Consider the following 25,779-nt stretch of genomic DNA (forward strand, 5'->3'; position numbering starts at 1 on the left):
CATATAATCAAGGATGATTCGTTGAGCAGGATGGGATAATGAAGACGCCCGGTTTGAGCGAACTGGAAGGCGTGCTTGCGGTGGCGCGCCATCGTAGCTTCCGCGCAGCGGCCACGGAACTTGGCGTGTCGACATCGGCGCTGAGCCATGCGATTGCGGCGCTGGAGGCGCGCATCGGCGTGCGGCTCTTTAATCGGACCACGCGCAGCGTGTCGTTGTCCGAGGCGGGCGCGCAATTCGTCGACAGCGTGGCGCCGGCGTTGTCGACCATCCGCGTGGCTATCGAGCAGGCCGGCAGCTTTCGTGACACACCGGCGGGCACGCTGCGGATCAATACGTCGACGGGCGCGGCGCGCCAGGTGATGCCCTTGCTGCTGGAATACCTGCGGCGTTATCCGGAGATGAAGCTGGATCTCGTTACCGAGGGGCGCATGATCGACATCGTGGTGGAGGGCTTTGATGCCGGCATTCGGTTGGCTGAGATTGTGCCGCAGGACATGATCGCGGTGCCGTTCAACCGGCCACAGCGTTTTGCCGTCGTTGGGAGTCCCGCCTATTTCGCCGAAAATCCGAAGCCGCGCAAGCCAGACGACCTGCGTGCACACCGTTGTATCCGCATGCGCATGCCGAGCGGGCGTATTTATCACTGGGAGTTCGAGCGACGCGGCGAGGCAATCAGCGTAGATGTGCAGGGCATGCTGACGCTCGATGAACCGTTGCTCATCATGGAGGCGGCCCGCGAGGGCTTCGGACTGGCGTATATGACTGAGTGGAACGTGGCGGCGGATCTGGAAGCTGGCACGCTGCAGCGTGTGCTGGAGGATTGGACGCCGGCGTTTGATGGGCTGTGTCTTTACTATCCCGGGCGACGTCATGTGCCGGCGGGGTTGCGGGCGTTGATTGAGATGATTCGGGAGGGCGCGTGATAGTAAAAATCCGCCACATCTCGCATTTTTCCGCCGTTCAAGCCAGTTGCGTTGCAGCGTGCCACCACGCGATGAATAACATTTAATGAACTGACACACGGCTTGCATCCACCCTTTCCTCGAAGGGCATCCGCCAGCACGGTGCAGCTCGGCTGAAACCCTTTAGCTTTCAGTCCCCCATCCACTCTTCCGTCTTACTACTGTTCCAACGAAACAAACTCCCGCGCCAGCCCGCGCTTTCACAGCGTCCCCGCCACCGTGCAAGCTGATCGAGCCATACGATGTTAAAGCGCAGAACCTTCCTGCTAGGCGGCGCCGGCGCGCTCGGTGTGCTGCTGGTCGGCTGGTCGGTGCTGCCGCCGGGCCAGCGCCTGACCCTCGCCACGCCGTTGCCGACAGAAGGCAACCAGGTCGCACTCAACGGCTGGGTCAAAATCGCCGCGGACAACACCGTGACGATCGTGGTGTGCAAAGCGGAAATGGGGCAGGGCATCCACACGGGCCTTGCGATGCTGCTGGCCGAGGAACTCGACGCCGCCTGGTCGCAGGTCCGCGTGGAGAACTCGCCGATCGACAAGATCTACAACAGCGTGCAGAACATCGTCGACGATCTGCCGTTTCGCCCGGACGACGACAGCACGGTCAAGCGCGCCACGGTCTGGATGACCCGCAAGCTGGTGCGCGACGCCGGCACGATGATGACGGGCGGTTCATCGAGCATGAACGATCTATGGGCGCCGATGCGTGAAGCCGGCGCCTCGGCGCGTGCGATGCTGATCGGTGCGGCGGCCGCGCAATGGAAGGTGGCACCCGGCGAATGCCGTACGGAAGGCGGCTACGTACTGCATGCAGCAGGTCACAAGGCGAGCTTCGGCGAACTGTCCGCGATGGCTGCACAGCAACCGCTGCCACGCAAGGTTGCGCTGAAAGATCCTGCTGAGTTCAAACTGATCGGCAAACCGGTGCGGCGTATCGAAGCCGCGTCGAAAATCAACGGCACAGCGCGCTTCGGCATTGACGCGCTGCCCGATGGTCTTATCTACGCAAGCGTGGTGATGTGCCCCACTTTGGGCGGCACGGTGGCGCATTTCGACGCCTCGCCTGCCAGGACCATGCCCGGCTTCATCAAGGCGTTTTCGCTGAAGCCCTACGCGGGTGGCAGCGGCGGCGTCGCGGTCATTGCCGACAACCCGTTCCGCGCGATGAACGCGGTGAGTGCGATCAACGTGGTGTGGAATGACGGCGCTGCAGCGACGCTGTCGAGCGCAAACGTGGACACCCAACTCGCGCAAGCACTCGACGACAGCGACGGCCACGCCTACTACCATCGCGGTGACGTCGACGCCGCATTGAGCGGTGCCGCGCGCACGATCAGCGCCGAGTACCACGCACCGTATCTCGCACATGGCGCGGTCGAACCAGTGAACTGCACGGTGCAGGTCGCGGACGGCGCGGCCACCGTTTGGGTTTCCACGCAAATGCCGACGCTCGCGCGGCAGCACGTTGCGAAAGTGCTGGACATCGACATCGACAAGGTCGACGTGCAAACGCAACTGCTCGGCGGCGCTTTCGGGCGCCGTCTCGAACTCGATTTCATCGCGCAAGCCGCGGCGATTGCGCGCGAAGGCGGTGGTCGTCCGGTACAAACAATCTGGTCGCGGGCGCAGGATTTCACCCACGATTTCTATCGTCCGGCGTGCGTGTCGCGACTCAAGGCCGGTCTCGACAAAGACGGCAAGCTGGTCGCGTGGCATGCCACTTCAGCGAGTCAGGCGATCGTGCCGGAATCGCTCGTGCGTTACTACGGCGTGCCGCGCATTCCCATCGACAAGACCACGTGCGAAGGCGCGTTCGATCAGCCCTACGAATGGCCCGCTGCACGTGTGGCGCACAAGATCGTCGAATTACCGATCCCGATTGGATTCTGGCGCTCGGTCGGCCACTCGCATCAAGCGTTTTTCACCGAGGGCTTTACCGACGAACTCGCTGTAGCCGCTGGTCAGGATCCGATTGCGTTTCGCGCGGCGCTGCTCGCGCAGCATCCGCGCCATCTGGCGGTGTTAAGGCGCGTTGCAGCCTTATCGGACTGGGGGCATCCATTGAAACATGCCGCCGATGGCACAAAGCGGGCGCGCGGCGTCGCGCTGCATGAAGCGTTCGGCAGCGTCGTCGCGCAGGTGGCAGAGGTATCGGTCGGTGCGAACAAGCAGATTCGCGTGCATCGGGTGGTCTGCGTGATCGACTGTGGACTGCCGGTGAACCCAAACCTGATTCGTCAGCAGATGGAGGGCGGCATTGTATTCGGCCTCTCGACTGCGTTGCAGGATGAAATCACTTTCGTCGGCGGTCAGGTGGCGCAGAAGAACTTCGTCGATTTCCCGGTCGTGCGGATGAACGACTGTCCGGTGATCGAAGTCGACATCATGCCCAGTCAGATGCATCCCCAGGGCGTCGGCGAACCAGGCGTGCCGCCGGTTGCGCCGGCGGTGGCCAACGCGGTATTCGCACTGACCGGTCAGCGCTTGCGCGCGTTGCCGTTGAGGGTTGCGTGAAACGCTTCAGATTGACGGAGAAAACATGGGATCGTTAAACATCAACGGCCGCGCGGTTGCCGTGCAAGCTGAACCGGACATGCCGCTTCTGTGGGTGCTGCGCTGCGACCTCGGCATGACCGGCACCAAGTTCGGCTGCGGTGTGGGCATTTGCGGCGCATGCACGATCCACCTGGACGGCAAGGCGGGCCTTGCCTGTCAGACACCGATGTCCAGCTTGCACTCGCAGAAGATCACGACGATAGAAGGCGTGCAGGGCGCCGAAGCGCAGGCGTTAAAAGCGGCGTGGATTGATCTCGACGTGGTGCAGTGCGGTTATTGTCAGAGCGCGCAGTTGATGGCGGCCTGCGCGCTGCTCAAGCAGAAGCCCAATCCCACTGACGCGGACATCGACGCGGCGATGTCCAACATCGTGTGCCGTTGCGGCACGTATCCGAGGGTAAGGGCTGCGATTCACCAGGCGGCTGCGAAACGGCGGCCCGTTTAAGGCCGGCATCACCGCAGACAGAGACGCCTGGATGAGCCGATTACGAGCCCGGTGAGCTCATGAGCTCAGTTCGCCAGCATCTCCACGACCGCGACCACTACCGTGAAAACGCCGATACAACCGCCCAGCGTGGCTGCGCCTTGCATGAATTGCGACATACGTGACCCCGTAACGTGTGGTGTTGAGGCTCGTATTTAACCTGAATTGAAAGGTAAAAGAAAGCTTGTCAATAATAGCGATTTACCCGGATGAGGCGAGATGGGAGGGTCAAGGCGCTTTGGTGATCGGCGTCGGCACCGCGACCTTAGCCGGGGCAGCAGGAGTCCCAGCGTTAGAACCCGCAGCCCCAGGCACCGCCTGCGCGTCAGTCTCCCACCCACCACCCAGCGCGAGGAACAGATTGACCTGATCAATCGCCACCTGCCCCTCCGCAGCCGCCACCTGAGATTTCGTCGAAGTCAGCGTGCGGGTGGCATCCAGATCCGAAATAAACGACTCGCGCCCGGCGCGATACAGGCGATGTGTTTCATCCGCCGACGCAGTGGCCGACTTCAACGCGGCACGCAAGGCGTCGGCGCGGGCATAGTCGGACGCGTAGGTCGCGAGGCTGGTTTCGGTTTCGCGCAATGCGGTCAGCACCACGCCGTCGAACTTTGCCAACGCAACATTGCTTGACGCTTGAGCTTCACGCACACGACCCCGTGCCCCATTCGTGGGGAAGGTCCAGCTGATCAGCGGACCGAAGGCCCAGCGTGCCGTCGGCGAGGTGCCGAGGTCCTCCAGAACCCCCGTCAAACCCGCCGACGCACCGATGCTCACCGTCGGATACAACGCACCCGTCGCGACGCCGATGCGCGCCGTCGATGCTGCCAGTTGACGCTCGGCCTCGCGCACGTCCGGGCGACGCTTGAGCAGCGCGGCGCCGTCGCCGACCGGGATCGGCTGGCGGATCTGCGGCAACGTGCTGCAGGCCAGCACGGCTGGCGGCAAATCGGACGGCGCGCGTGCGAGCAGCGCTGCGAGCCGGTATTGCGCAATCTGGCGGCGCGCCGTATAGCGCGGAATATCCGCCGCCAACGTATCGACCTGGGTTTGCCCGCGCGTCACATCGGGCTGATTGCCGCGACCCGCGTCGCGCAATCGGCGCGATACGTCCACACGCTCCTTCTGCAAGGCCAACGATTGCTGCGCGATCCTGAGTTCCTCGGCGGCCGAGCATTGGTCGACGTACGAGCGCACCACATCCGCGACCACCGTAATTCGCGCGAGATCGGCGGCCGCCTGCACGGATTCCGTATCCGCCGCCGCCGCTTCGACACCACGCCGCAGCTTGCCGAACAGATCGATTTCGTAGGAGATGCTGATACCGATATCGCCTTCATTGACGACCGGCAGCTTCTCGGTAAGCAGGTACTGCTCGGCCGATTCCTGCGCGCGTTCGAGCAGCACCGAACTCTTGCCGGAGAAGCCGCCTTGAGCCTGCGCGACACCCAGCGCTTCACGCGAACGCGCGAGGTTCGCCGCCGCGACGCGCAAGTCGGTATTCGACTGCAGCGCCTCGTCGACCAGCTTGTTCAGCACCGGATCGTCGTAGAGCTTCCACCAGATCACCGGCACGTTCTGTCGCGTGGTCAGTTTGGCATCGGCGCCTTCGATCGGCGCGTTGGCGAGCGGCGCGTTGACCAGCGCCTGCTTCGGCAGTGCGTAATCGGGGCCGACATTCACGCAGCCGTTGAGCGCGACGCTCAACGGCAAGAGTGGCAGCAGCGGCAATAAGGGAAGGGCGCGCGACAGCTTCATTGCGACGCGCCCGACATGACAGCAGCAGACGCCGGTTGCACAGCAGAAGCAGCGGAGCCAGCCGGAACAGCAGACGTAGCCGAGGCCGAAGCCGCCGATGCATCCACCGTACCCGAAGCGCCCGCAGCCGGACGCTGCTTGCCGGTCGGCGACAGATCGCGCACCGACACCGTCGCGGTGCGTCCGGCGATCATGCGGAAGTCGGCAGGCACCTCGTCGAGCGCAACGCGCACCGGAATCCGTTGCGCGAGCCGCACCCAGCTAAATGCCGGGTTCACGTTGGGCAGCAGATTCGAGCCTTGCGTGCGATCGCGGTCTTCGATCCCCGCGACGATGCTTTGCACGTGGCCGCGCAGCACGTTCGGCTCGCCCATCACCTGGATATCGACACGCTGGCCGATGTCGATGCCGCGCAGCTTGGTCTCTTCAAAGTAACCGTCGACGCGGAACGAATGCATATCCACCACCGCCAGCACGGCACGGCCCGCCGAGACGAATTCGCCGGTACGTGGCGCGCGGTCGTTCAAATAACCATCGACTGGACTCACGATCGTAGTGCGTTGCAAATTCAGCTTGGCGGTATCGATCGCGACGTTTGCATCGGCGAGCGCGGCTTCCGCCGTTTCGACACGCGAGCGGCTTTCTTCAGCGACTTCCGCCGCAACCAGGTTGCCGAGCTGGCGATTACGCACGTCTTCGCGGCGCGCCTGATCGAGGGTAGCGCGGCGTTGCTGCGCGGTGGCCTGCGCCTGGCGCAGTGCGAGCGCGTAGCGAGCCTGATCGATCACGAACAGCACCTGGCCTTGTTTGACCTGCTGGTTGTCCACCACCTCGACCGATGAGATCAGCCCCGAGATATCCGGCGCAACCTGGATCACGTCGGCGCGTACATGACCGTCGCGAGTCCACGGCGCGAACATGTAATAGGCGACTAGCTTCCACAGCACGAAGGCTGCAACCACGACGACGATCAGGGTCAGCAGAATTTGACCGACGGAGAACCAGGTTTTTTTCACGTTATTAGTCTGTGCGAAACGACGACGACAAGGCCCAGCACCAGCACATAGATGCCGAGATCGAAGATGGAGCGATGCCAGACGAAGCGGTAAAAGCCGACGCGTTCGAACACCGTGCGAATGGCCAGGTTGATCAGATAGGCGATCAACATCAGCACCAGCACGGCCGGTACGAACACGCCGAAGATATCGATTTCACCGATCATCGCGGGAACGGGCGAAGGAGAGAGTGGGATTGCGGGACGGGCGCATCAGGCGGCGGCCTCCGGTTCGGGCGGCGTGGGTGTGATTAGCGTGGCCGGAAACAGCGAAAGACGCAAGCCGACCAGCGCGTGCAGCGCCTCGCGCAATCTGCGCGCCGAGGTTTGCGCGGTCGGGCCCGGCGCATCGGCATTGGCGAGGCCTTGTGCGGTGACGCGCGCCACGGCTGAATCAATCGACGACATCAGGCTCTCGGGCACCGGTTGGCGCTTGCGCTGGTCGATGCACCATTGGAAGTAGTCGCGCACGTCTTCGAGGACCTGATCGATCGCAGCCGGCGCTTCGCCGCCGAGCTTCCCGGTCAGACGGCGCAGATCGAGCGCGTTGAAAGCAATGCGCAGATCGCGGAAGCTTTCGATCGACGGATGGCGATGGTCGTCCGTGGCGGCGAGACGCGGGATCAGCTGCATCAGGCGGTCGAGCATGCGTGCAGCGAGATTGCGCGGGTCTTCGATCGTCCGGGCGGACGCAGTCAGCGCCACGTCGGCCCAGCTCGAGCGCAACAGCCGGGAGGCCGCGAGTTCGGCGCCGAACGGCCGCGTCGCGCGGGTCCACAGATACGCATACAGCAAGCCGGCAAGGCCCGCGAGATTGCTGTTCAGGAAGATCAGGAAGTCGGCCGAATAGGCATCCTGAATGCTAATGAAGGTGGCGGTATTGACGGCCACGAGCACCGTCACCATGTTGAACTGCGGACGCGGGATCAACGTGCCGACAAGGATGAACGGCCCGGCGAACAGGATGACCAGCATCGGGAAATCGTGTACGTGAGGCAGCACGGCGAACAGATAGATACCGGCGGCCACCACGGCGATCGCCGTGGCGACGAAGAACTTGAACACCATGGGGGCGGGTTCGTCGAACGCGGCGAAGAAGCAGCAGGCGACTGCTGCCAGCGTCGCCGCATTAGCGCCGTCCGCCCAGCCTGAACTGATCCACAGACTGCACGCGATGACGACCGCGGCGCCCGCTGAAACCGTCGAAAACAGCATGATGCCGCGATCGAAGAATCGCTCGGTGCCGCCCAGCCGCCAGTGACGAAAGCGTGGCCGCCACGAGCCTTCTTCGCGCGTGATGATGATGCGCAGCGAGCGGCAGTCCTGCCAGATATCGATCACCTGTTTCAGGCGCCACAACGCGTTCGAAAGCAGCGCGTTGTCCCAGGTCGCCAGCGCGGCCGGCGGCGGCTGCATCGCGGCGATGCGTTCGCGCAACGCGTTGGCTGCCTCGTCGGGATGATAGCCCCCGCTGACCGCGGGAAGCGGCGCATTGAACCACTTGATGACGTCGTTGAGCAAGGCTTCGAGGCCTTCTGGCCATGTCTGGCGACCGCTGTTGTAGAGCGCGATCAGCGGATCGGCCAGCGCCGACATCATCGGCAGCAGCAACTGCATGCGCCCGCGCAACTCGTGAGTGCGTGTCAGGATGTCCGGCCGGGTATGGTCGTAGGCCAACTGGCTCAGTAGCAATTCCAGCCCGTTGATCGTGCTCGCAATGCGCTGGCGAGCCCCCGAGATCGCCGAGCCCGCAATGCGGCCGGACAGCGTTTCGGTCGCATAGAACGCGGCGTCGCGAAACCACGCGTCGGTTCGTTCGATGATGGTGGGGGCGAGCCGGCTGGGAAACAGCGAACTGCCGACAATGCTCGCGCACACGATGCCGAGCAGGATCTCCTCGGTACGGCTGATAGCCAGATCGAACACGCCGCCTGGATTGGTCACCGAAGGCAACGCAATGATCGGCATGGTGTAGGCCGCCAGCATGAAGACGTAGCTGCGCGCAGTGCGATCGGCCACCGCCAGATACAGCAGCGTGCCGGTCCACAACGCGACGATCACGCTGAACAGATACGGCGATTCGACGAACGGCGGCACCAGCAGCACCGCGGCCGACGCGCCCAGCATGGTGCCGAGCGCACGATAAAGCGCCTTGGAGCGGGTCGCGCCGACAAACGGATTCGACACAATGTAGACGGTGGCCATCGCCCAGTACGGTCGCGGCAATTCGAGCGCGAGGCCGATGTAAAGCGCGATCATCGCCGCGGCAAACGTCTTGACGGAGAAGAGCCAGTCGCGGATGGAGGGATAGACCATAACCCGTTACTCGGCGTCCCGGGGATTGGGGGACGCCGGAGCGTCGGCCGTGAAAGCAGCCAGCACCCGTAAGGTCGCTTCGAGATCGCTACGCGAGATACCTTTCAAAGCTTGCGCCCGCAGCGTATTCAGCTCTTCTTCCATTTTTGCGGTGACGGCGCGGCCCTCATCGGTGAGTGCCACGGTCTTGGCGCGCCGGTCTTCAGGATCTTCGTCGCGGCGCATCAGGCCGGCCGCGCACAGTTGATCGAGCAGCCGCACGAGCGAGGGCCCTTCAATACCGATGTGATCGGCCAGCGTGACCTGCCGCACCGCTTCACCGAGCCGGCTGGCGGTCAGGAGCGGCGTGGCGCACGCTTCCGAGACGTTAAAGGCCGCGAGCACGTCATGGCTCGTGCGCCGCCATTTTCGGGCAGCGACGACCAGGGTGCTGCTAACGGTGCGGCGCAAGATATCGAGATTCGACATGGCCGCTATTATATTTCCTAAAAATTCGTTAGCAAACTATTGAATTGGATTTTTGTGGGAATGTACTCCGCGGAAGTCTGAAGTCGTAATGTGGCAAACAATTGCGTCTTCTTCTCAGGCCGCGAGGCCGAGCCGGACGGTACGCGCCAGATCGTCGAGCTGGAATGGTTTGCGCAAGATCGTGCAGCGCTTGACGGCGAGACCCGAAATATCTACGTCCGCGTAACCGGTCGCGAGGATCACCGGCAAGTCCTCGCGCATCTTGCGCGCCGCGGCGATGACGTCGATGCCGTTCATGCCCGGCATCGCGAAGTCGACCACGAGCAAGTCGGGCTTGTCGTCCTGCAAACGGTTCAGCCCGGCCTGGCCGTCCGCGGCTTCGGTCACGGTGTAGCCGAGCATTCTTAAACACTCGACCAGCATCGCCCGCACCTCGCCGTCGTCTTCGACAACCAGTACGCGTTTCACGCCCACTGCGTTCTGTTCGACGTCGGAGACCACCGCGATCTGCGACGCCACGCGCTCGCGCAAGGGCAGCCAGATCTCCACTGTGGTGCCCGCGCCCTCTTCGCTGAAGAGGCGCGCAGTGCCGCCGGCTTGCCGCGCGATGCCGTAGACCTGGCTCAGGCCGAGACCCGTGCCTTTGCCGATCGGCTTGGTCGTGAAGAATGGATCGAACACGCGCGAGACCACATCGGGTGGGACGCCTGAGCCGGTGTCGACGACTTCGAGCACGACATAGTGGCCGTCGCCGAGCGTTTCATCGGGGGCTTCACGCTCTTTCACGTGAATGGCCAACTGACCACCGTTCGGCATTGCGTCGCGCGCATTGATCGCCAGATTGAGGATGGCCAGTTCGAGCTGATTGGCGTCGGCCTGGGTCCACATCTCTTCGCCATCGAATTCATTGGTGTAGCGGATGCCCGACCCGAGCGACACGGTGATGATGTCGCGCATGCCTTGCAGCAAGGCGACCACGTCCACCGCTTTCAGATCGAGGTTGCTGTTGCGGGAGAAGGTCAGTAGCTGGCCCGTGAGTTTCGCGCCACGCTCGGTTGCGCGTTTGACCGTGGCGGCCATGGCGCGAATGCGATCGTCGCTGCCGATCCGCGCGATCAACTCCGAGTTGACCATGATGACGTTCAGCAGATTGTTGAAGTCGTGCGCGATGCCGCCGGTGAGTTGCCCGAGCGCTTCCATCTTCTGCGATTGCACCAGTACGGCCTGCACTTTGGCGCGCTCGTGAATCTCCATCATCAGCCGGTTGTTGGCGGACGCAAGCTCCTGCGTGCGTCCGGCAATGCGGCTCTCCAGCGAATCGTTGAGGTGCACCAGGGCTTCTTGCGCCTCGATCAGTTCGGCCAGATGGCGGCGCGATTCGTACTGCCGCGAGCGTGCCCTTAGCGACGAGCCTACCGCGCGCCGCAACGTTTCCGAGTTCAGCGGACGCTCGAGCACCACCACGTTGCCGAGCCGCTCGAGCACTTCGAGGCTGCGCGCCGAACGGCGCCCGACGCGATTGGCGGCGAGCAGAATGAAGGGAAAGTCGGACCACGCCGGTTGCTGTTCGAGCCAACCGAACAGGCGCGATGCATGGCCGTCCGCGAGGGCTTCTTCGGCGATCAACGCACTGCCCGCGCCGGCATCCAGCGCTTCGGTGAGTGCATCGGCATCGCGGCAAGCAACGGATAGTCGGGCGTCCTTCTGCAGGACTTCGGCAATCACATCGGCGTCGCGGCCGAACGGCGCCAGGATAAGGACGCGTTGCTCCATGGCGTTACCGCCGCGACGTGTCGATGAGCCGATCCTGCTCGCCGAGCAGGGCTGTACCGCCGCGGTAGGAGGGCAGGCCGGAGAGCACACCTTCGAAGTCGCGCAATGCTTCGCCGACCTCCACGCCGTTTCGGCCGAGCCGGAACTGGCGGATCGAGCGCTCGTGCGCGTTGGCGCGGCTCTTCACGGCGGTGACGGCCGTCAGCACTTCGCCATGGTGTTCGAAGTAGCGGAACAGCACCACGACGTCGCTCAAATAGCTGATGTCGAGATCGTTCTGCACCTCGCCGATGATGCCGTGCTGGCCGAGCACCAGCATCGTGATAACGCCTTGCTGGTTCAGATAGCCGAGCAATTCATGCATCTGCAGAAGGAGATAGCGCTCGCCGGGCATGGCCTGGAGGTAGGCATTCAGACTGTCGATGGCGACGTATTTAGCGCCTTTGTTCTCAACCGAGTTGCGCACGTCGCTCGCGAATTCGCCGGGCGAGATTTCTGCCGGATCGATCTGGCGCAAGGTCAGCAAGCCGCTCTCGACGTGCGGCGCCAGGTACATGCCGAGCGTCGCGCAACGGATCATCAACGTGGTGAGGGTTTCGTCGAACACGTAGTAGACGCAGCGCTCGCCACGTTCGAGCGCCGCAATCAGGCACGACACGACGGTCGTGGTTTTGCCGACGCCAGACGGTCCGATCATCAGCGCGTTAGTGCCGGGGATCAGGCCGCCGCCGAGCAGCGCGTCGAGGCCGGACGTGCCGGTGCTGAGCACATTGGTGTCGAACGGCGTGTGATGCTCGGCTGCGACGAGGCGCGGATACACGTGGATGCCGCCGGTGTCGAGCGTGAAGTCGTGATAGCCCTCGCGGAACTTCATGCCGCGCATCTTGGCGATGCGCATGCGCCGCCGGTTGCCGCCGTAGTCGTGCACGAGGTTGTCGAGGCTGATCACGCCGTGCGCGATGCTGTGCAACTGGACGTCGCCGGGGTCCGACGAATTGTCGTCGAGCAACAGCACCGTACATTCGCGGGTGGCGAAATAGCGCTTGAGCGCGAGAATCTGCCGGCGATAGCGCAACGGGTTCTGCGACAGGAGACGCAATTCGGAGAGACTGTCGAGCACGATGCGCACGGGTTTGAGTTCGTCGACCTGTTCGATGACGTTGCGCACGGTCTCGCCGAGCTCGACTTCGGCCGGGTGCAGCACGGTCTGCTCGTATTGCGGGTCGAGGCCTTCGTCGGACAGCAGCTCGAGAATCGTGAACTGGCTGAGGTTCCAGCCGTGGCTGTCCGCGACCGAGATCAACTCGGCGCGCGTCTCGGACAGTGTGATGTACAGCCCCGCCTGGCCCTGCTCAATGCCCTTGAGTAAGAATTGCAACGCAAGGGTAGTTTTGCCGGTGCCGGGCGCGCCTTCGACAAGGTACATGCGGTGGGGGGTGAGGCCGCCTCCGAGGATGTTGTCGATTCCCTCGATCCCCGAGGAAAGGCGGGCCGTTGAGGCGGCGGCAGGTAGGTTGGGCATAGCGTAGCGATCGCGTCGGTAGTGGCTTTGTTTTTTCAGCCGGTACGGACGGAATGCAATTTGTATGCCTATGGGTGCGTTGCGCCGGCCTTCGCGGTTGTGTCGCAAGCACCCGGAACGCTCAGCCGTGAACGCGCTCCTTGACCAGTTCGATAAAGCGGGTCGCCGCGCTATTGCGCAGTCCCGCAGGGTAAGCAAGATGCAGCGGAGCACTCAACTTCGCGGGATTCGTCAATGTGCAATAGACGGTGCCCACCTGGTCGTACCGTTGCATCGACGCCGGCACCAGCGTCACTCCCAACCCTGCCGCGACCAGATTGATTCCCGACACCATGCGCGGCACCTCGCGCGCAATCCGCGGGACAAACCCGGCTTGCCTGCATGCTGCCAGGATATCCGCATACATGCCCGGCGCCCCCGGCCGGCGGACCAGAATGAAGTCCTCGTGCGCCAATGCCTTTAACGACACCTGCGGCCGCTTTTTACCCGCACCTTTCAGCAACGGATGTCCAACGGGCAATACCACCACCATCGGTTCGTCGAGCAATAACTCGAACGCCACGCCCTCGCGTACATCGACCGGCTTGCGGAGAAACGCGGCCTGAATTTGCCCCGCGGCCAAACGCTCGATAATTTCCGCCGCATTGAGTTCGGCAAGTTCCACGGCAACCTCGGGGCACACCGCGCGAAAGGCCCGGATCGTCTCGGTGGTGAAGGGATGGAACGCCGCCGAACTGGTGAGGCCGATCGAGATCGTGCCGAGCTCGCCGCGCGCAATCCGGTTCGCCCTGTCCACCGACTGTTGCAGCTCCTGCAGCAAGCGTTGCGCGTCTTCCGCAAAGGCTTGCCCCGCAGGCGTCAAAGTTACGCCGCGCGGCATGCGCACAAACAGCTCGAAGCCGATCTCTTCCTCCAGCGTTCGAATCTGCTGCGAGAGCGGCGGCTGTTGCATGGCCAGCCGTTCGGCCGCACGCGTGAATTGGCCTTCCTCAGCAACCGCCAGGAAGTAGCGCAAATGTCGAAGCTCCATCGTGTTCTGTCTCCTGGGTCTTGCTTTGCGTTCGATTCATTGCCATATCGTATAGATATGGATGGTGCATAAAACAGGTATTTTACATTTACCACGCTCAATCCTACGATCTCGTCCATCGCGTCGATCGAGGCCTGCGCTGCGTACGACAAGTACGGCAAGCAGGCTCGAGCGCCCCGCGACATAAAACAAAATCCACAGGAGACGATAGTGAAAAAGCAATGTGCGGTGGCCGCATTGGCCGTGGTGAGTTGCGCGAGTGCGCATGCTCAGGCATCGGTCACGCTGTACGGGGTGATCGATACGAATATCGAATTCCTCAACCATGCAGGGGCCAGTGGTGGCTCGCTGGTCCGCGAGAACTCCGGTGGACTGAGCAACTCGCGCTTCGGTTTTCGTGGGACCGAGGACCTCGGCGGCGGCAATAAAGCGTTTTTCATTCTCGAAGCAGGTTTCAACGGCAACGACGGCACCAATGCAACTGCCGGCGTGCTATTCAACCGGACCGCGGCGGTCGGGGTGTCGAATGAAGCCTTCGGTGCGTTGTCGGCGGGTTTGCAGTACACGGCGATGTACGACACGCTCATCAAGTACGACCCGATGGTGTTCGGCCAGCAATACACGTGGATGCCGACCACCGGCTCCGCGGACGGCTTCTCGTTCAAGGCGCGCGTGAACAACTCGGTCAAGTATGTGGGCCGCTTCGGCGGCTTGACGGCGACGGCGGATTACAGCTTCGGCGGCACGGCGGATTCGTTTCAAAGCAGCGCGGCATACGGCGGCGCGCTCGATTACGACAGCGGCAGCTTTGCCGCAGCGGTGGCTTACGACTACCGCAACGGCGCCATCAATTCGACCGGCATGTGGACCAAGTCGCGCAACTGGAGCGCGTCGGCGCGCGAGCAGATCGGCGACGTAACCGTCATGGGCGGCTACGAGCACTATCTGTTCAACCCGACCAAAGGCAAGACGGTGTCGTCGGCGTTGTGGTTCGGCGGCGTGCGCTATCTGATCGCGCCGACGTTCCGTTTGACGGCCGCCGCGTATTACCAGAGCAACAAGGCGGACAACGTATCGAACTCGTTGATGGGCGTGCTCGGTGCGGACTATATTCTGTCGAAGCGAACCGATGTGTACGCAACCGTTGCCTATGCTGCTTCCACGCGCTATGCCAACGACCAGTACACGCCGGTCGGCTTGACGAGCGACACCGCTTTCGGTCCGAACCAGACGGGTGTGACGCTCGGTATCCGCCACCGGTTCTGAGTTTTTGAGCTTTTCAACGACAGATTTGACGATGCGCCGCGTTCAAGACAGTGCACGGTGATCAGGAGCAAGCTGCATGACATTCAATCTTTCACGACGTCTGGCGATGGGGTGCGCGGCAGCCGGTGCCGCCATGCTGGCGTTGCTCGCGCAACCGGCATTCGCGGTGCATGCCTACGAGTCGCATCTGAAACCGGTGGCGACGATCTCGGATACACGGTTTGTGATCGACACGCCGCAAGGGCAAGCTGAATTTCCGCTGTACCTGTCGAAGGATTGGACCGTCGCGCAGCCGCAGGTGACACGTGCGGTGATTGTGATTCACGGCAAACTGCGCAACGCGGACGTGTATTTTCGCACCGCGCAGAATGCACGCGATGCTGCTCATGCGGATCCCGATAGCACGCTCCTGATCGCGCCACAGTTCCTCGCCACGCTCGACACGCGTGTGCATAACGAACCGGCCAATCTGTTGCGCTGGACCGGCGACGCGTGGATGGGCGGCGAAGCGGCGCGGGCGCCGCAGCCCATCAGTTCGTATGCAGTGCTCGACGCGATCGTCACGCGTCTCGCGGATCGCAAGCTGTTTCCGAATCTGCGGCACGTCGTGTTCGCGGGGCACTCAGGTGGTGGCCAGGTCGTGCAGCGCTACGCGGTGGCGGCGCATAACATCGGCGTGCTGACGGATGAAGGCATCGACGTGCGCTACGTGGTGGCGAGCCCGTCGACGTATGCGTATTTCGATGCACAACGGCCGAATGCGCAAGGTGTAGCGGCGCCGTTCGATGCCGCACAATGCGCCGATTTCAATCAATGGAAATACGGCATGGACAATCGGCCGCCGTACCTGGATGACCGCTCGCCTGCGCAACTCGAAGCGACGTATGCGTCGCGCCGCATTGACTACCTGGTCGGCGGCGCGGACGATGATCCGCAGCAAAGCGCGCTCGATAGAAGCTGTGCCGCCGAAGCGCAAGGTCCGCAGCGTGTCGCGCGCGCGGAGGCGTATTACCGGTACATCCAGTCGCGTCATCCGGAAGGGTTGAAGCAGAGTTTTCATATCGTGCCGGGTGTGGGTCACAACGGCGCGCGCATGTTGACGTCGGTCTGCGCGTTGTCGGCGATGTTCGACACCAAAGGATGCGAGCAATGAGCGAGGCGAGTTTGAATCGGCGTGACGATGCGGCGTCCGCTTTGGAGGCATCGAACGGACTGAGCCCCTCGATGGTGCGGCGCGCGATCTTTGCCTCAGTGCTCGGCAACGGGCTCGAGTGGTTCGATTTTCTGATCTACGGCTACTTCGCAAAGATCATCGCGCAGGTGTTCTTTCCTGGCGGCAGCGGTTTCGTGTCGATCATGCTGACGCTCGCCACGTTCGCCGTGGGCTTTATCGTGAGGCCGATCGGCGGCATTCTGTTCGGTATCTATGCGGACCGGGCGGGGCGGCGCAAAGCACTTTCGCTGCTGATCATTTCGATGGCGGCGAGCACGCTGTTGATGGGCCTCACGCCGGGCTATGCCAGCATCGGCATCGCGGCGCCGTTGCTCGTGGTGCTCGCGCGGCTGTTGCAAGGGCTCTCGGTGGGCGGGCAGTTCGCGACGGCCTCGGCGATGCTGGTCGAGTACGCGCCGCCGCACAAGAAGATGTTCTACGGCAGCTTCAATATGTCGGCGCAGGCGTTCGCGTTGCTGCTTTCGTCAGGCGTCGGTTATCTGCTGACCACGCAGCTCACGCATGAGCAACTGGTGGCGTGGGGCTGGCGCCTGCCGTTTCTGTTCGGCGCGTTGGCGGGGCCGTTCGGTTTCTACATCCGGCATCGGGTGGCGGAATCGCCGGAGTTCGAGCGCTTGCTCGATCAAAAGGACAAGCCGCTGCGCGTGACGGTGCGCCAGTTCTTCCGCGATAACGGCGACGCGGCGATCTGTGCGATGGGCGTGATCATCATCGGCGCGGCGACCAATTATGTGTGGCACTCGTATCTGTCGGTGTATGTCGAGCGGCAATTGCATCTGCCGCTGTCCACCGCGCTGCTCGGCGCGTTCGTGTCGGGCGTGCTGAATCTGTTCCTGTTTCCGCTGTCCGGCAAGCTTGCCGATCGTTACGGCGCGTACCGGCTGTTCTATCCGATTGTGATCACGTGGATGGTGTGCGTGTATCCGCTGTATCACTTCGTCGTGACGAATCCCACGCCGGGGCATCTGTTCATCGCGCAGATGGTCGCAACGGTGTTCCTTGCCGCCATGTCCGGTTCGCACCCCGGCATGCTCGCGACGCTGTTTCCGGTGCGCAGCCGTTCGGCGGGCGTGGCGCTGTCGTACAACATTGCGGTGACGCTGTTCGGCGGCATGGCGCCGCTCACCATCACCGCCTTGACGCATCTGACCGGCAGCAGTTTGACGCCGGCGTTCTACCTGATTTTTGCCGGTTTCGTGTCGCTCGCGATGGTGTATTTCACGCGCTCGGGACGTGAGCCGGGCGGTGCAACAGCGAAGTTCGTCACGCGTTAACCGCCACTAGCCAGACTGATTAGATGACTCACGAGCTTATTGCATGACCCAGCCTTTGATTACCGATGACGAACGCGCGCCAAATGAACGTCCGGTTGCGGTCGTCGCCAGCCGGCATCTGAGTGTCGCGACGCTTGCGGGTAGCGGCACCGTGCCGGTGTTCGCGAACGGCGACTGGCTTGCGCCGACGCATGACGTCAAGCGTGCCGTGATTCTGATTCACGGACGCCTGCGAAATGCGGACACGTACTTCAATCTGGCGGAGCGCGCGTGCGCACTGGCTGGTGGCGATGCGGCCGATACGCTGCTGATCGTGCCGCAGTTCCTCGCGAGTGCGGACCTTAGTGCGCATGCGTTGCCACCGTCCACGCTCCATTGGGACTGGACTGGCTGGATGGGCGGCGACAACGCCGAAGGTCCGGCGCCGCTCAGTTCGTTCGATGTGCTCGACGCCATTCTGGAGACGCTGGCGTCGCGCGAGCAGTTTGCGTCGCTGACGGAGGTGGTGATCGCCGGGCATTCGGGCGGTGGCCAGGTGGTGCAGCGCTACGCCGTGGTGACGCGCGGTGAGGCGCCGCTCGTCGCGCGCGGAATTGCGCTGCGCTATGTGGTCGCGAATCCTTCGTCATACGTGTACTTCGACGCGATGCGGCCGACAGCATCAGGTGAATTCGTGGCGTTCGATGCGACGGCATGTCCGTCGTTCAATCGCTGGAAGTATGGGCTCGAAGATTTGCCGGCCTATGCTTCGAGCGACGGTGATTCGAGCTCCGCTGATGCGCTCGAATCACGCTATGCGCGTCGTGACGTCACCGTGCTGCTCGGCGGCGCGGATTGCGATCCGCAGCATCCGGCACTCGACCGTTCATGCGCTGCGCAGACGCAGGGCGAGCATCGGTTGGGGCGCGGATTGGCTTACGCGCGCTATATGGCGTCGCGGCATCCGGAACGGGCGCTGAAGCATCGTACGTTTGTGATCGACGGCGTCGGGCACGACGCGAAGGGGATTTTTGCATCGGCGCAGGGGCTGGCGGCGTTGTTCGGCAAGGCATGAACCGTGCTACTGCGATAAGGCCAGCTTTCAAAGGACTGTGCCGACATGAACAAGACCCGAATTCTCGCGGCCGCGATCGCCGCTGTATCACTTGGCGCCTTGCTGCCGTGCAGCGCGAATGCTGACGATGCGCCTAGCCCGTGTGCATCGCTCAAACGGATCGTCGCGGCGGCGCCGGACGGCCTGGCTTCGCTGACACCGGATGACGGCAAGGGCGTCGCGCAACCCTACGGCGATGACGCCCAGTGTTCGGCGAGCCGCGGGAGTTATCAATGCACGTGGACGCCGCATCACGACGCCGGTTCGAGCGCGGACGCGCTGCAGGGTGTCGCGGCGGACATCGCCTCGTGCCTGCCGGACGCGACGCATGATCAGAATTCACCGGGACGTCAGCATTTTTATCTTGGCACGCGCGCCAAACGGACCGATATTACGTTGACGCGGGCTGATTCGAGCAAGTTGAGGCTGGTTGTATCGGGCAAGTGAGCGGGCACGTGCGTTTCGGACTATCCGAGCGTAGCCGTTATTGTGATGCTGGCCACCATGTCCAGCCGCGTCGCGAGCGTCGCAACTCGACCATCGAGAGCGGCGCGATTTCGATGTGCGGAAACACGCCCGGCGACGCGCCGAGCACATGAACGATGGCGGCCCGGATCACTGGAGCGTGCGTGACGGCGACCACGTTGTGGGTGTTGCCCGGTATGACGTCCTCGCTCAACGCATCGCTCAACGCACCGTTTAGCGCATCGAGCCACTGTCCCACCCGCTTCACGAGTTGACTGAACGACTCGCCGCCGTGCGCGGCCGCGTCGGGATCGTGTGTCCATGCGGCGAGGTCGTGTGGTGCTTCGACCGCGAGATCGGCAAGGCGGCGGCCGTGCCACCGGCCGTAGTCCATATCTGCCAGCCGCTCGTCGACCGATGCCGCGGCGCCGAGCCCCAAGGCCGACGCCGTATCGCGCGCACAAACGGCAGGACTGACGAAAACCGCCGCGTCATCCGGAATCGACAGACGCGCTCGTGCGGCGGCGGCTTCGGCGAGGCCGCGTGCGTCGAGCGGGTCGTCGGCAGGGAAGCGGCCCGCGCGCATCGCCGCGGTCGATGCGTGGCTGATCAGTAACAGCCGTATGTCCATTCAATTGATTTCCATAAAGACCGGACTAGAGCGGGACGCCGCGTACATGCTTTGCATTGCCGGGAGGCAAAGTTTAGCGCGTAGAATAGCGTCACTGCGAAGCACGGAAGCCGGTGAGAGCCCGGCGCGGTCGCGCCACTGTAATCGGCATTCATGAGCCGAAAGCCAGACCTGAGCTTCGCACCATCCCTCTTCAATCGACTATCGGGGCGCGTTACCCCCAGGAGATGTCCATTATGTCCAACGCTGTTTTCGATTCCACGACACAGCCCGTCGCCCAACCCACGCCGATTCCGCTGCGTGAACTGCTGCCTTGGGTCGTGTTCGGCGGCTTGCTGTTGTTGCTTGCGCTGTATTTCGTTGGTGCGGAGCAGGGCGCCACGTCGCTGGTGCCTGGCATGTATGTGCACGAATTCGTGCACGACGGCCGCCATCTGCTCGGCTTTCCCTGCCACTAACGGAGTCGAACATGGTCGGTAAATTGTTGGTACGCGGGATGCTTGCAGGCATCGCCGCGGGATTGCTCACGTTCGGCTTCGCGAGACTGGTGGGCGAACCGCAGGTCGATCAGGCGATTTCCTTCGAGGAAAAGGCCGACGCCGCCAAAGGCGAAGCGCCCGAACCCGAACTGGTGAGTCGCGGCACCCAAGCTGGGCTGGGATTGTTGACGGGCGTGGTGACGTACGGTGCCGCGTTCGGCGGCCTGTTCTCACTGGTGTTCGCCTATGCGTACGGTCGCGTCGGCACGCTGAGTGCACGCGCGTTGTCCGCATGGCTCGCGCTTGGCGCGTTTATCACACTGGTGATTGTCCCGAACATCAAGTACCCGGCGAATCCCCCTTCGGTGGGCGACCCCGAGACGATCGGGATGCGGACCGGCTTGTTCTTCCTGATGATTGCGATCTCGCTGGCGGCAATGGTGTTTTCGCTGAAGGTTCGACGCCGCGCGGCACTGAAGCTGGGCGCATGGAATGGTTCGATCGTGGCGGGCGTCGTGTTCGTTGCGATCATTGCGGGCGTGCAACTGTCGATGCCGACGATCAACGAAGTGCCGGCGGCTTTTCCGGCGGTGCTGTTGTGGAAATTCCGCGTCGCGGCCATCGGCATGCAGGTGATTATGTGGACGACCGTTGGGCTGCTGTTCGGCGCGCTCGTTGAGCGAAGCAAATTGCTGGCTCCCGCGAGCCGCAGCGCCGCGAAGTCTGCTTACCTTTGATGTGAACGGCGTGACCGTGCGAGCCGCGGTCACGCCGACGTGCAGCGCGAGAGAAGCCAAATACATCAAGTACTTGGCGCGTTTGCCGGAATGTTATCCACAGGCTTGTGAACGTTTTCTGTGGATAAGCCACCCCATCTGCAATGCGCCGCTCCGCGCCAACCGTGTCGGCGATCATCGCTGCGCCCCCCCGCACCGCAAGCAACAAACCGATCTGCGTCAAGCACTTAGGTACGATGCCCCGTTGTTATCAACAACCCTATGAACATTTTCTGTGGACAAGTGCCATGGCCGCATAACGTTATGCAAATCGCTTGGTTGCCCGAAGCCGGGGCAAATCCGACACTCACTCCAATCTCAAGCAAACCGAGTCTGGAGCCATGTCGAACACATCAAGCCTGCGCCCATCGTGGGCCACTCGCATCACGGCACTTCTGCTGCTGGCCGCATCGGCACTAACGACAACAACAACGGCCATCGCCGCGCCACCTTCGGGCGATCCGATCCTGATAGGCGTCAGCGGCCCGCTGACCGGCCAGAACGCGCAGTACGGCGCGCAATGGAAAGCTGGTTTCGATCTTGCCTTGGATGAGATCAACAGCCACAACGGCATCAACGGGCGTCCGCTGAACTACGTCTTCGAAGACAGCCAGAGCGACCCACGCCAATCCATCACGATCGCGCAGAAATTCGTCAACGACCCGCGCATCCTGATCGAACTCGGCGACTTCTCGAGTCCCGCTTCGATGGCGGCGTCGCCGATTTATCAGCATGCGGGCCTCGTGCAACTCGGTTTCACCAACTCGCATCCTGACTTCACCAAAGGCGGCGACTACATCTGGAGCCCGTCGGTCAGCCAGGCCGACGCGCAGCCGTTGCTTGCCGACCTCGCCGTGAAAACGCTCGGCCTCAAGCGCATCGCCGTGCTCTATCTGAACACCGATTGGGGACGCACCAGCAAGGACGTCTTCGTCAAAGCCGCCAATGAACGCGGCGCGCAAGTCGTTGCGGCCGAAGGCTATCAGTCGGCCGAGAAGGATTTCCGCGCGACGCTGGTGCGCGTGAGCGCTGCGAATCCGGATGGCATCGTGCTGATCTCGTACTACTCCGACGGCGCGCAGATCGCCCGCCAGGCGAGAACGAGCGGCATCAACCTGCCGATTGCTGCGGCCAGTTCCGTGTATTCGCCGAAATTCCTCGAACTCGGCGGTGAGGCCGTCAATGGCGTGGCGACGAACACCAGCTTCTTCCCCGGTGAATCCGGGCCTGAAGTGCAAAGCTTCGTTAAACGCTTCGAGGCGAAATACCACCGCGAGCCGGACGCGTTCAACGCGTATGCGTATGACGCCGTCATCATCGCCGCCTATGCGCTGCGCGCCGGCGGTCCTGACCGCAAGGCCGTGCGCGACGCGCTGCCGAAGCTGCACGACATTCCGAGCGTCGTGTTCGGCAAGGCCAATTTTGATCCGGCGACGCGTCGTGTGATCGGCGTGAAAAACATCAACGTGGTGGTGAAGAACGATAAGTGGACGTTGCTTGAGAGTAAGGCGACGGTTGCGCAGAAGTAGGCGTTCCGCTAGCGGTCTTGCTCTCCGAACATTCACAACATTCACGACTTTTGCGCCATGAGCCTTTTACTCGACCACATTGTGATTCGCGTCCACGATCTGACGCAGACCATTGAAAACTTCACTGCGCTCGGTTTCACCGTGCAGCAAGGCGGCACCCATGCCGATGGCGTGACGCATAACGCGCTGATCGGTTTCGCCGACGGCAGTTACATCGAGCTGATCGCTTTCTTGCAAGCGGCGCCGCAGCGTCGCTGGTGGGATGTGGGGCAGCGTCACGGTGATGGATTTGTTGATTACGCGTTGCTGCCGTCGAGCGTGGGCGCAGTAATCGATGCCGCTCATGGACGAGGTCTGCTATACGACGGTCCGCAGGCAGGTGGGCGTGTGCGTCCGGATGGCGCGCGGCTCGAGTGGCAGACCGGCCGGCCGCAAACCAGCGACTTGCCGTTCCTGTGCGGGGATATCACGCCGCGTCATCTGCGTGTCGCTGAGGGCGCGGTGCGTGAACATAAGAACGGCGTGCGAGGGGTGGCGAGTTTGACGGTCGCTGTGAATGATCTGACGGCGAGTTTGCAGCGGTATCGGGCGTTGCTCGGTATCGGTGAAGGGGAGACGCGGACGGTGGCTTTGGCGGGGCTGGGGGCGGTGTCGGCGACGGTGTCGATTGGTGATACGTCCGTTGTGTTGCTGAGCCCCGTGCACGTCGATGCCGCGAGCGTTACCGCCGAGGGCGCGGCGTTGCGCCGGCAATTGGCCACGCGTGGGGAAGGGGTGTTTGGTGTTGCTTTGCGCGCTGATGGTCAAGCACAGCCGCAGGTGCTCGACCGTGATCGCACGCATGGCGCGTGGTTCGAGATCACTGCGGGGTGAGGGGAATTGCTTTTCGGCGCGCAGCGCTTGGTAAGTTAAGTGGATCAAGCAGTTGGCGCTGTTGTGGGGTTGTTATCCACAGGCTTGCGAACATTTTCTGTGGACAAGTTCACAACAGCTGCTGGCTCTGAATACCGTGGGCAAACAAAATCCGAATACCATCGCCGCTTAGGCGCTCCCATTCCTAAGCGCCCAATTGAACACGCTCCGCGTTCTGGTGGCCGGCTGTGTCAACCGATCAAACAACTGGGCGACGGCGCCATCGAGTTGAGCGAGCGCTGGTGCCTTTGCCGGATCGACATCAACGGCAGCAGTCATCGGCACGGGTCCTTCCAACTCGTCACGTGTAGTCACTGCTACGCCACCGTTGTACCTGGCGATCAACGAGTCCAGCCGCGCAACGATCGATTCCACATGCGCAGCGCTGATATTCGCCGCATGGAGCGACACATCTTCCGACGACGTGACCCGCCGCGAAGGATCACTCAGCACTCGAGCCCAATGCAAGCAACACAGCAGCGAACCGGTGGCAAGTTCAACGCCGGGATTCCACACCACCACTCGCTGTGTCTGCAGTGGTTTCAACGCGATCCGTAGATCATGCCAGGTACGATCGAGCTTGCGCATGACCGACGCCGTCTCGGACGCTTGAGCGGTCGAGCCAGCTAGTCTCACTACTTCGCGCAGTGCGCCAAGCACTGCTCCAAGCCTCGTCTCGACGTGCCGGGTCGCCGCAAGCGGCATCATCAAAATCGCGACCGCAAACGACACGAGGCAACCGACCAGCACTTCTTCGATCCGCAACTCGACCAGCGGTCCCATTGCGAAGCCCAACTCGCCGTAAACGAGCCCGACGAGCACGGTAATGAAAAACACCCCCGGCGCATACGCACTCAGGATGTAGTAAGCCCATCCGAATACGCACAGGATCATCGTGGCCACGAGCAACACGGACGAGTCGTGCAGCGGCGCGACGAGCAACACGCTGACTAACGCGCCCGCCAGCGTTCCGGCGAGGCGCTGTGCGCCGCGGTAGATCGTGTCAGCGCGTGATCGCGTGCCGAGAAACACCACAAACGTCGTGATGACCGCCCAGAACCAGCGCTCGGGAGACAGCGAGTGGCCGATCAGCATCGCGAGAAAGGCAGCGGTCGTGGCGCGCGTGGCGGGCAGCCAGCAGAGTTTGGCGCGCAAATCGGCAAGCCATGACGCGGCGGACCGAGCACTCGTAGCGCCAGCCGGTGAAGGCGAAGCGCCGCGCACATGGCCTTGATGCGCAATTTCCTTGAGCCGCACAACCGCGTGATGCAGCATGTCGGCGCGTGCATGAGCGCCGCCGTGCGCCGGCGCTGAAGCAAACGCATGCTGTCCCGCCGCCACTTCCACTTCGACGATTCGCTCGCGAATCGTCTCGGCATCGGGCGGATTCAGCAACGTCAGTTGTTCTTCAAGCGAGAGCGCGGCTTCGTTCAGTGCTGACAGATTCGCCGCGTTTGGCGCGGCGAGTACACGCGAGGCGCGCAACGTCACCGTATGAATGGCAAGCCGGAAGCTGGCAGCCGCATGCATCGGCACGATCACGCGGCCGACGAGCGTGACCATCAGCGGACCGAACGCGGACAGCAAGAGCGACTGCACAAGATGCAGGGCAGAAGGATGCAGATACAGCCCAAGATAGAAGCACACCACGCCCAGCATCGCGCAACCCAGCGCACGCGGACCGCAGGCCTGGACCAGCATGCCAACGAACATCACGACCAGGAAGCCCGCATCCCCAGCGAGCGGATAACGGCTCAGCACGCTCGCTGCGGCAAAGCACGCGCAGGCGCAGAGATAAAGACTGAACAGTGTGCCGAACCACGCAGGCCGCCGCGCATCGCGCACGAACAGCGGCGCCACCATCGCAAAGAGGATGCCGGGCGCGGCGAGGGTAATCGGCTGGTGATGAAAGACGGTCCACGCGATGCTGGCAATGCCGGTGAGCAGGCAGGCAAGCGCAACGCGCAGCGCGGTATGGAGACGCACGAGTCCCGGGTCCGCAACCAGCAGGCGGTCGGCAACGCGTGAAAACGCGGCAGCAATCATGATCGATGATATCCAGGCTAAATGGCCGCCACCGGCTTTTGGCCGATTGCGACAGGGCGGGCGTGCGAGCCCGCCACCTTCGTATCGTCGAATAGGGCTGCCGTGCCGGGATCACCGGCTGGAAACCCCGTCCGACGACGGGCGAT

At 62.8% G+C, this 25,779-nt stretch carries 22 protein-coding genes and 1 riboswitch; of the genes, 12 read left to right on the top strand and 10 right to left on the bottom strand.

Annotated elements, in window-relative coordinates:
* The first annotated feature begins 38 nt into the window (after nucleotides 1-38).
* The 3 genes from BM438_RS15505 to BM438_RS15515 all read left to right on the top strand — a co-directional run bounded on the left by BM438_RS15505 (nucleotide 39) and on the right by BM438_RS15515 (nucleotide 3,965).
* Nucleotides 39-926, top strand: coding sequence for a LysR family transcriptional regulator (locus BM438_RS15505; RefSeq protein ID WP_093635102.1), 888 nt, complete (start codon nucleotides 39-41; stop codon nucleotides 924-926).
* Nucleotides 927-1,207: 281 nt separating this feature from the next.
* Nucleotides 1,208-3,478, top strand: coding sequence for a xanthine dehydrogenase family protein molybdopterin-binding subunit (locus BM438_RS15510; RefSeq protein WP_093635103.1), 2,271 nt, complete (start codon nucleotides 1,208-1,210; stop codon nucleotides 3,476-3,478).
* A 25-nt stretch (nucleotides 3,479-3,503) separates the two neighbouring features.
* Nucleotides 3,504-3,965, top strand: a complete 462-nt coding sequence (locus BM438_RS15515; RefSeq protein ID WP_093635104.1) for a (2Fe-2S)-binding protein — start codon at nucleotides 3,504-3,506, stop codon at nucleotides 3,963-3,965.
* 267 nt (nucleotides 3,966-4,232) lie between these two features.
* On the opposite strand, the gene BM438_RS15520 is transcribed toward BM438_RS15515, so the two are convergent.
* From BM438_RS15520 to BM438_RS15555, 8 genes are all read right to left on the bottom strand, one after another.
* A complete protein-coding gene (locus tag BM438_RS15520; RefSeq protein WP_093635105.1) occupies nucleotides 4,233-5,765 on the bottom strand; it encodes an efflux transporter outer membrane subunit in 1,533 nt (510 codons plus the stop codon).
* Complete coding sequence (locus tag BM438_RS15525) at nucleotides 5,762-6,781, bottom strand: efflux RND transporter periplasmic adaptor subunit (protein WP_093635106.1); 1,020 nt, start codon at nucleotides 6,779-6,781, stop codon at nucleotides 5,762-5,764. The genes BM438_RS15520 and BM438_RS15525 overlap by 4 nt, the downstream gene beginning before the upstream one ends.
* On the bottom strand, nucleotides 6,778-6,987 hold the full coding sequence (locus BM438_RS15530; protein WP_054040146.1) for a DUF1656 domain-containing protein: 210 nt from the start codon (nucleotides 6,985-6,987) through the stop codon (nucleotides 6,778-6,780). Before BM438_RS15530 ends, BM438_RS15525 begins: the two co-directional genes overlap by 4 nt.
* Nucleotides 6,988-7,032: 45 nt before the next feature.
* The gene (locus BM438_RS15535) at nucleotides 7,033-9,135 is read right to left on the bottom strand and encodes an FUSC family protein (protein ID WP_093635107.1); all 2,103 of its coding nucleotides are present in this window, start codon (nucleotides 9,133-9,135) and stop codon (nucleotides 7,033-7,035) included.
* Between the two features lie 6 nt (nucleotides 9,136-9,141).
* Entirely contained in the window at nucleotides 9,142-9,603 is a 462-nt protein-coding gene (locus BM438_RS15540) for a MarR family winged helix-turn-helix transcriptional regulator (protein WP_093635108.1), read from the bottom strand.
* A 114-nt stretch (nucleotides 9,604-9,717) separates the two neighbouring features.
* Nucleotides 9,718-11,376: an ATP-binding protein gene (locus BM438_RS15545; protein ID WP_093635109.1), complete on the bottom strand. Its 1,659-nt coding sequence runs from the start codon at nucleotides 11,374-11,376 to the stop codon at nucleotides 9,718-9,720.
* A gap of 4 nt (nucleotides 11,377-11,380) precedes the next feature.
* Nucleotides 11,381-12,898, bottom strand: coding sequence for an ATPase domain-containing protein (locus tag BM438_RS15550; protein ID WP_093635110.1), 1,518 nt, complete (start codon nucleotides 12,896-12,898; stop codon nucleotides 11,381-11,383).
* Between the two features lie 121 nt (nucleotides 12,899-13,019).
* Nucleotides 13,020-13,928: a LysR family transcriptional regulator gene (locus BM438_RS15555; RefSeq protein ID WP_093635111.1), complete on the bottom strand. Its 909-nt coding sequence runs from the start codon at nucleotides 13,926-13,928 to the stop codon at nucleotides 13,020-13,022.
* A 210-nt stretch (nucleotides 13,929-14,138) separates the two neighbouring features.
* Between BM438_RS15555 and BM438_RS15560 the strand changes: the two genes are divergently transcribed.
* The 5 genes from BM438_RS15560 to BM438_RS15580 all read left to right on the top strand — a co-directional run bounded on the left by BM438_RS15560 (nucleotide 14,139) and on the right by BM438_RS15580 (nucleotide 19,242).
* Nucleotides 14,139-15,194, top strand: coding sequence for a porin (locus BM438_RS15560; RefSeq protein WP_093635112.1), 1,056 nt, complete (start codon nucleotides 14,139-14,141; stop codon nucleotides 15,192-15,194).
* Between the two features lie 76 nt (nucleotides 15,195-15,270).
* Nucleotides 15,271-16,347: an alpha/beta hydrolase gene (locus BM438_RS15565; RefSeq protein WP_093635113.1), complete on the top strand. Its 1,077-nt coding sequence runs from the start codon at nucleotides 15,271-15,273 to the stop codon at nucleotides 16,345-16,347.
* A complete protein-coding gene (locus BM438_RS15570; protein ID WP_093635114.1) occupies nucleotides 16,344-17,702 on the top strand; it encodes an MFS transporter in 1,359 nt (452 codons plus the stop codon). Before BM438_RS15565 ends, BM438_RS15570 begins: the two co-directional genes overlap by 4 nt.
* A 43-nt stretch (nucleotides 17,703-17,745) precedes the next feature.
* Complete coding sequence (locus tag BM438_RS15575; protein ID WP_093635115.1) at nucleotides 17,746-18,756, top strand: alpha/beta fold hydrolase; 1,011 nt, start codon at nucleotides 17,746-17,748, stop codon at nucleotides 18,754-18,756.
* A 45-nt stretch (nucleotides 18,757-18,801) separates the two neighbouring features.
* A complete protein-coding gene (locus tag BM438_RS15580) occupies nucleotides 18,802-19,242 on the top strand; it encodes a hypothetical protein (RefSeq protein WP_093635116.1) in 441 nt (146 codons plus the stop codon).
* 37 nt (nucleotides 19,243-19,279) lie between these two features.
* On the opposite strand, the gene BM438_RS15585 is transcribed toward BM438_RS15580, so the two are convergent.
* Complete coding sequence (locus BM438_RS15585; protein ID WP_093635117.1) at nucleotides 19,280-19,891, bottom strand: histidine phosphatase family protein; 612 nt, start codon at nucleotides 19,889-19,891, stop codon at nucleotides 19,280-19,282.
* Nucleotides 19,892-19,986: 95 nt separating this feature from the next.
* Nucleotides 19,987-20,074: riboswitch (adenosylcobalamin (AdoCbl) riboswitch) on the top strand.
* A gap of 53 nt (nucleotides 20,075-20,127) precedes the next feature.
* Between BM438_RS15585 and BM438_RS15590 the strand changes: the two genes are divergently transcribed.
* The 4 genes from BM438_RS15590 (at nucleotide 20,128) to BM438_RS15605 (ending at nucleotide 23,548) form a co-directional block, all read left to right on the top strand.
* On the top strand, nucleotides 20,128-20,349 hold the full coding sequence (locus BM438_RS15590) for a CbtB domain-containing protein (protein WP_054040208.1): 222 nt from the start codon (nucleotides 20,128-20,130) through the stop codon (nucleotides 20,347-20,349).
* Nucleotides 20,350-20,360: 11 nt separating this feature from the next.
* Nucleotides 20,361-21,107: a CbtA family protein gene (locus tag BM438_RS15595; protein WP_093635118.1), complete on the top strand. Its 747-nt coding sequence runs from the start codon at nucleotides 20,361-20,363 to the stop codon at nucleotides 21,105-21,107.
* Between the two features lie 380 nt (nucleotides 21,108-21,487).
* On the top strand, nucleotides 21,488-22,675 hold the full coding sequence (locus BM438_RS15600; RefSeq protein ID WP_093635119.1) for an ABC transporter substrate-binding protein: 1,188 nt from the start codon (nucleotides 21,488-21,490) through the stop codon (nucleotides 22,673-22,675).
* A 57-nt stretch (nucleotides 22,676-22,732) separates the two neighbouring features.
* A complete protein-coding gene (locus BM438_RS15605; protein WP_093635120.1) occupies nucleotides 22,733-23,548 on the top strand; it encodes a VOC family protein in 816 nt (271 codons plus the stop codon).
* 168 nt (nucleotides 23,549-23,716) lie between these two features.
* Here the strand turns inward: BM438_RS15605 and BM438_RS15610 are convergent, their stop codons facing one another.
* On the bottom strand, nucleotides 23,717-25,633 hold the full coding sequence (locus tag BM438_RS15610; protein WP_093635121.1) for an FUSC family protein: 1,917 nt from the start codon (nucleotides 25,631-25,633) through the stop codon (nucleotides 23,717-23,719).
* Between the last annotated feature and the right edge of the window lie 146 nt (nucleotides 25,634-25,779).

The organism is Paraburkholderia aspalathi, assembly GCF_900116445.1.
Taxonomy (GTDB): Bacteria; Pseudomonadota; Gammaproteobacteria; order Burkholderiales; family Burkholderiaceae; genus Paraburkholderia; species Paraburkholderia aspalathi.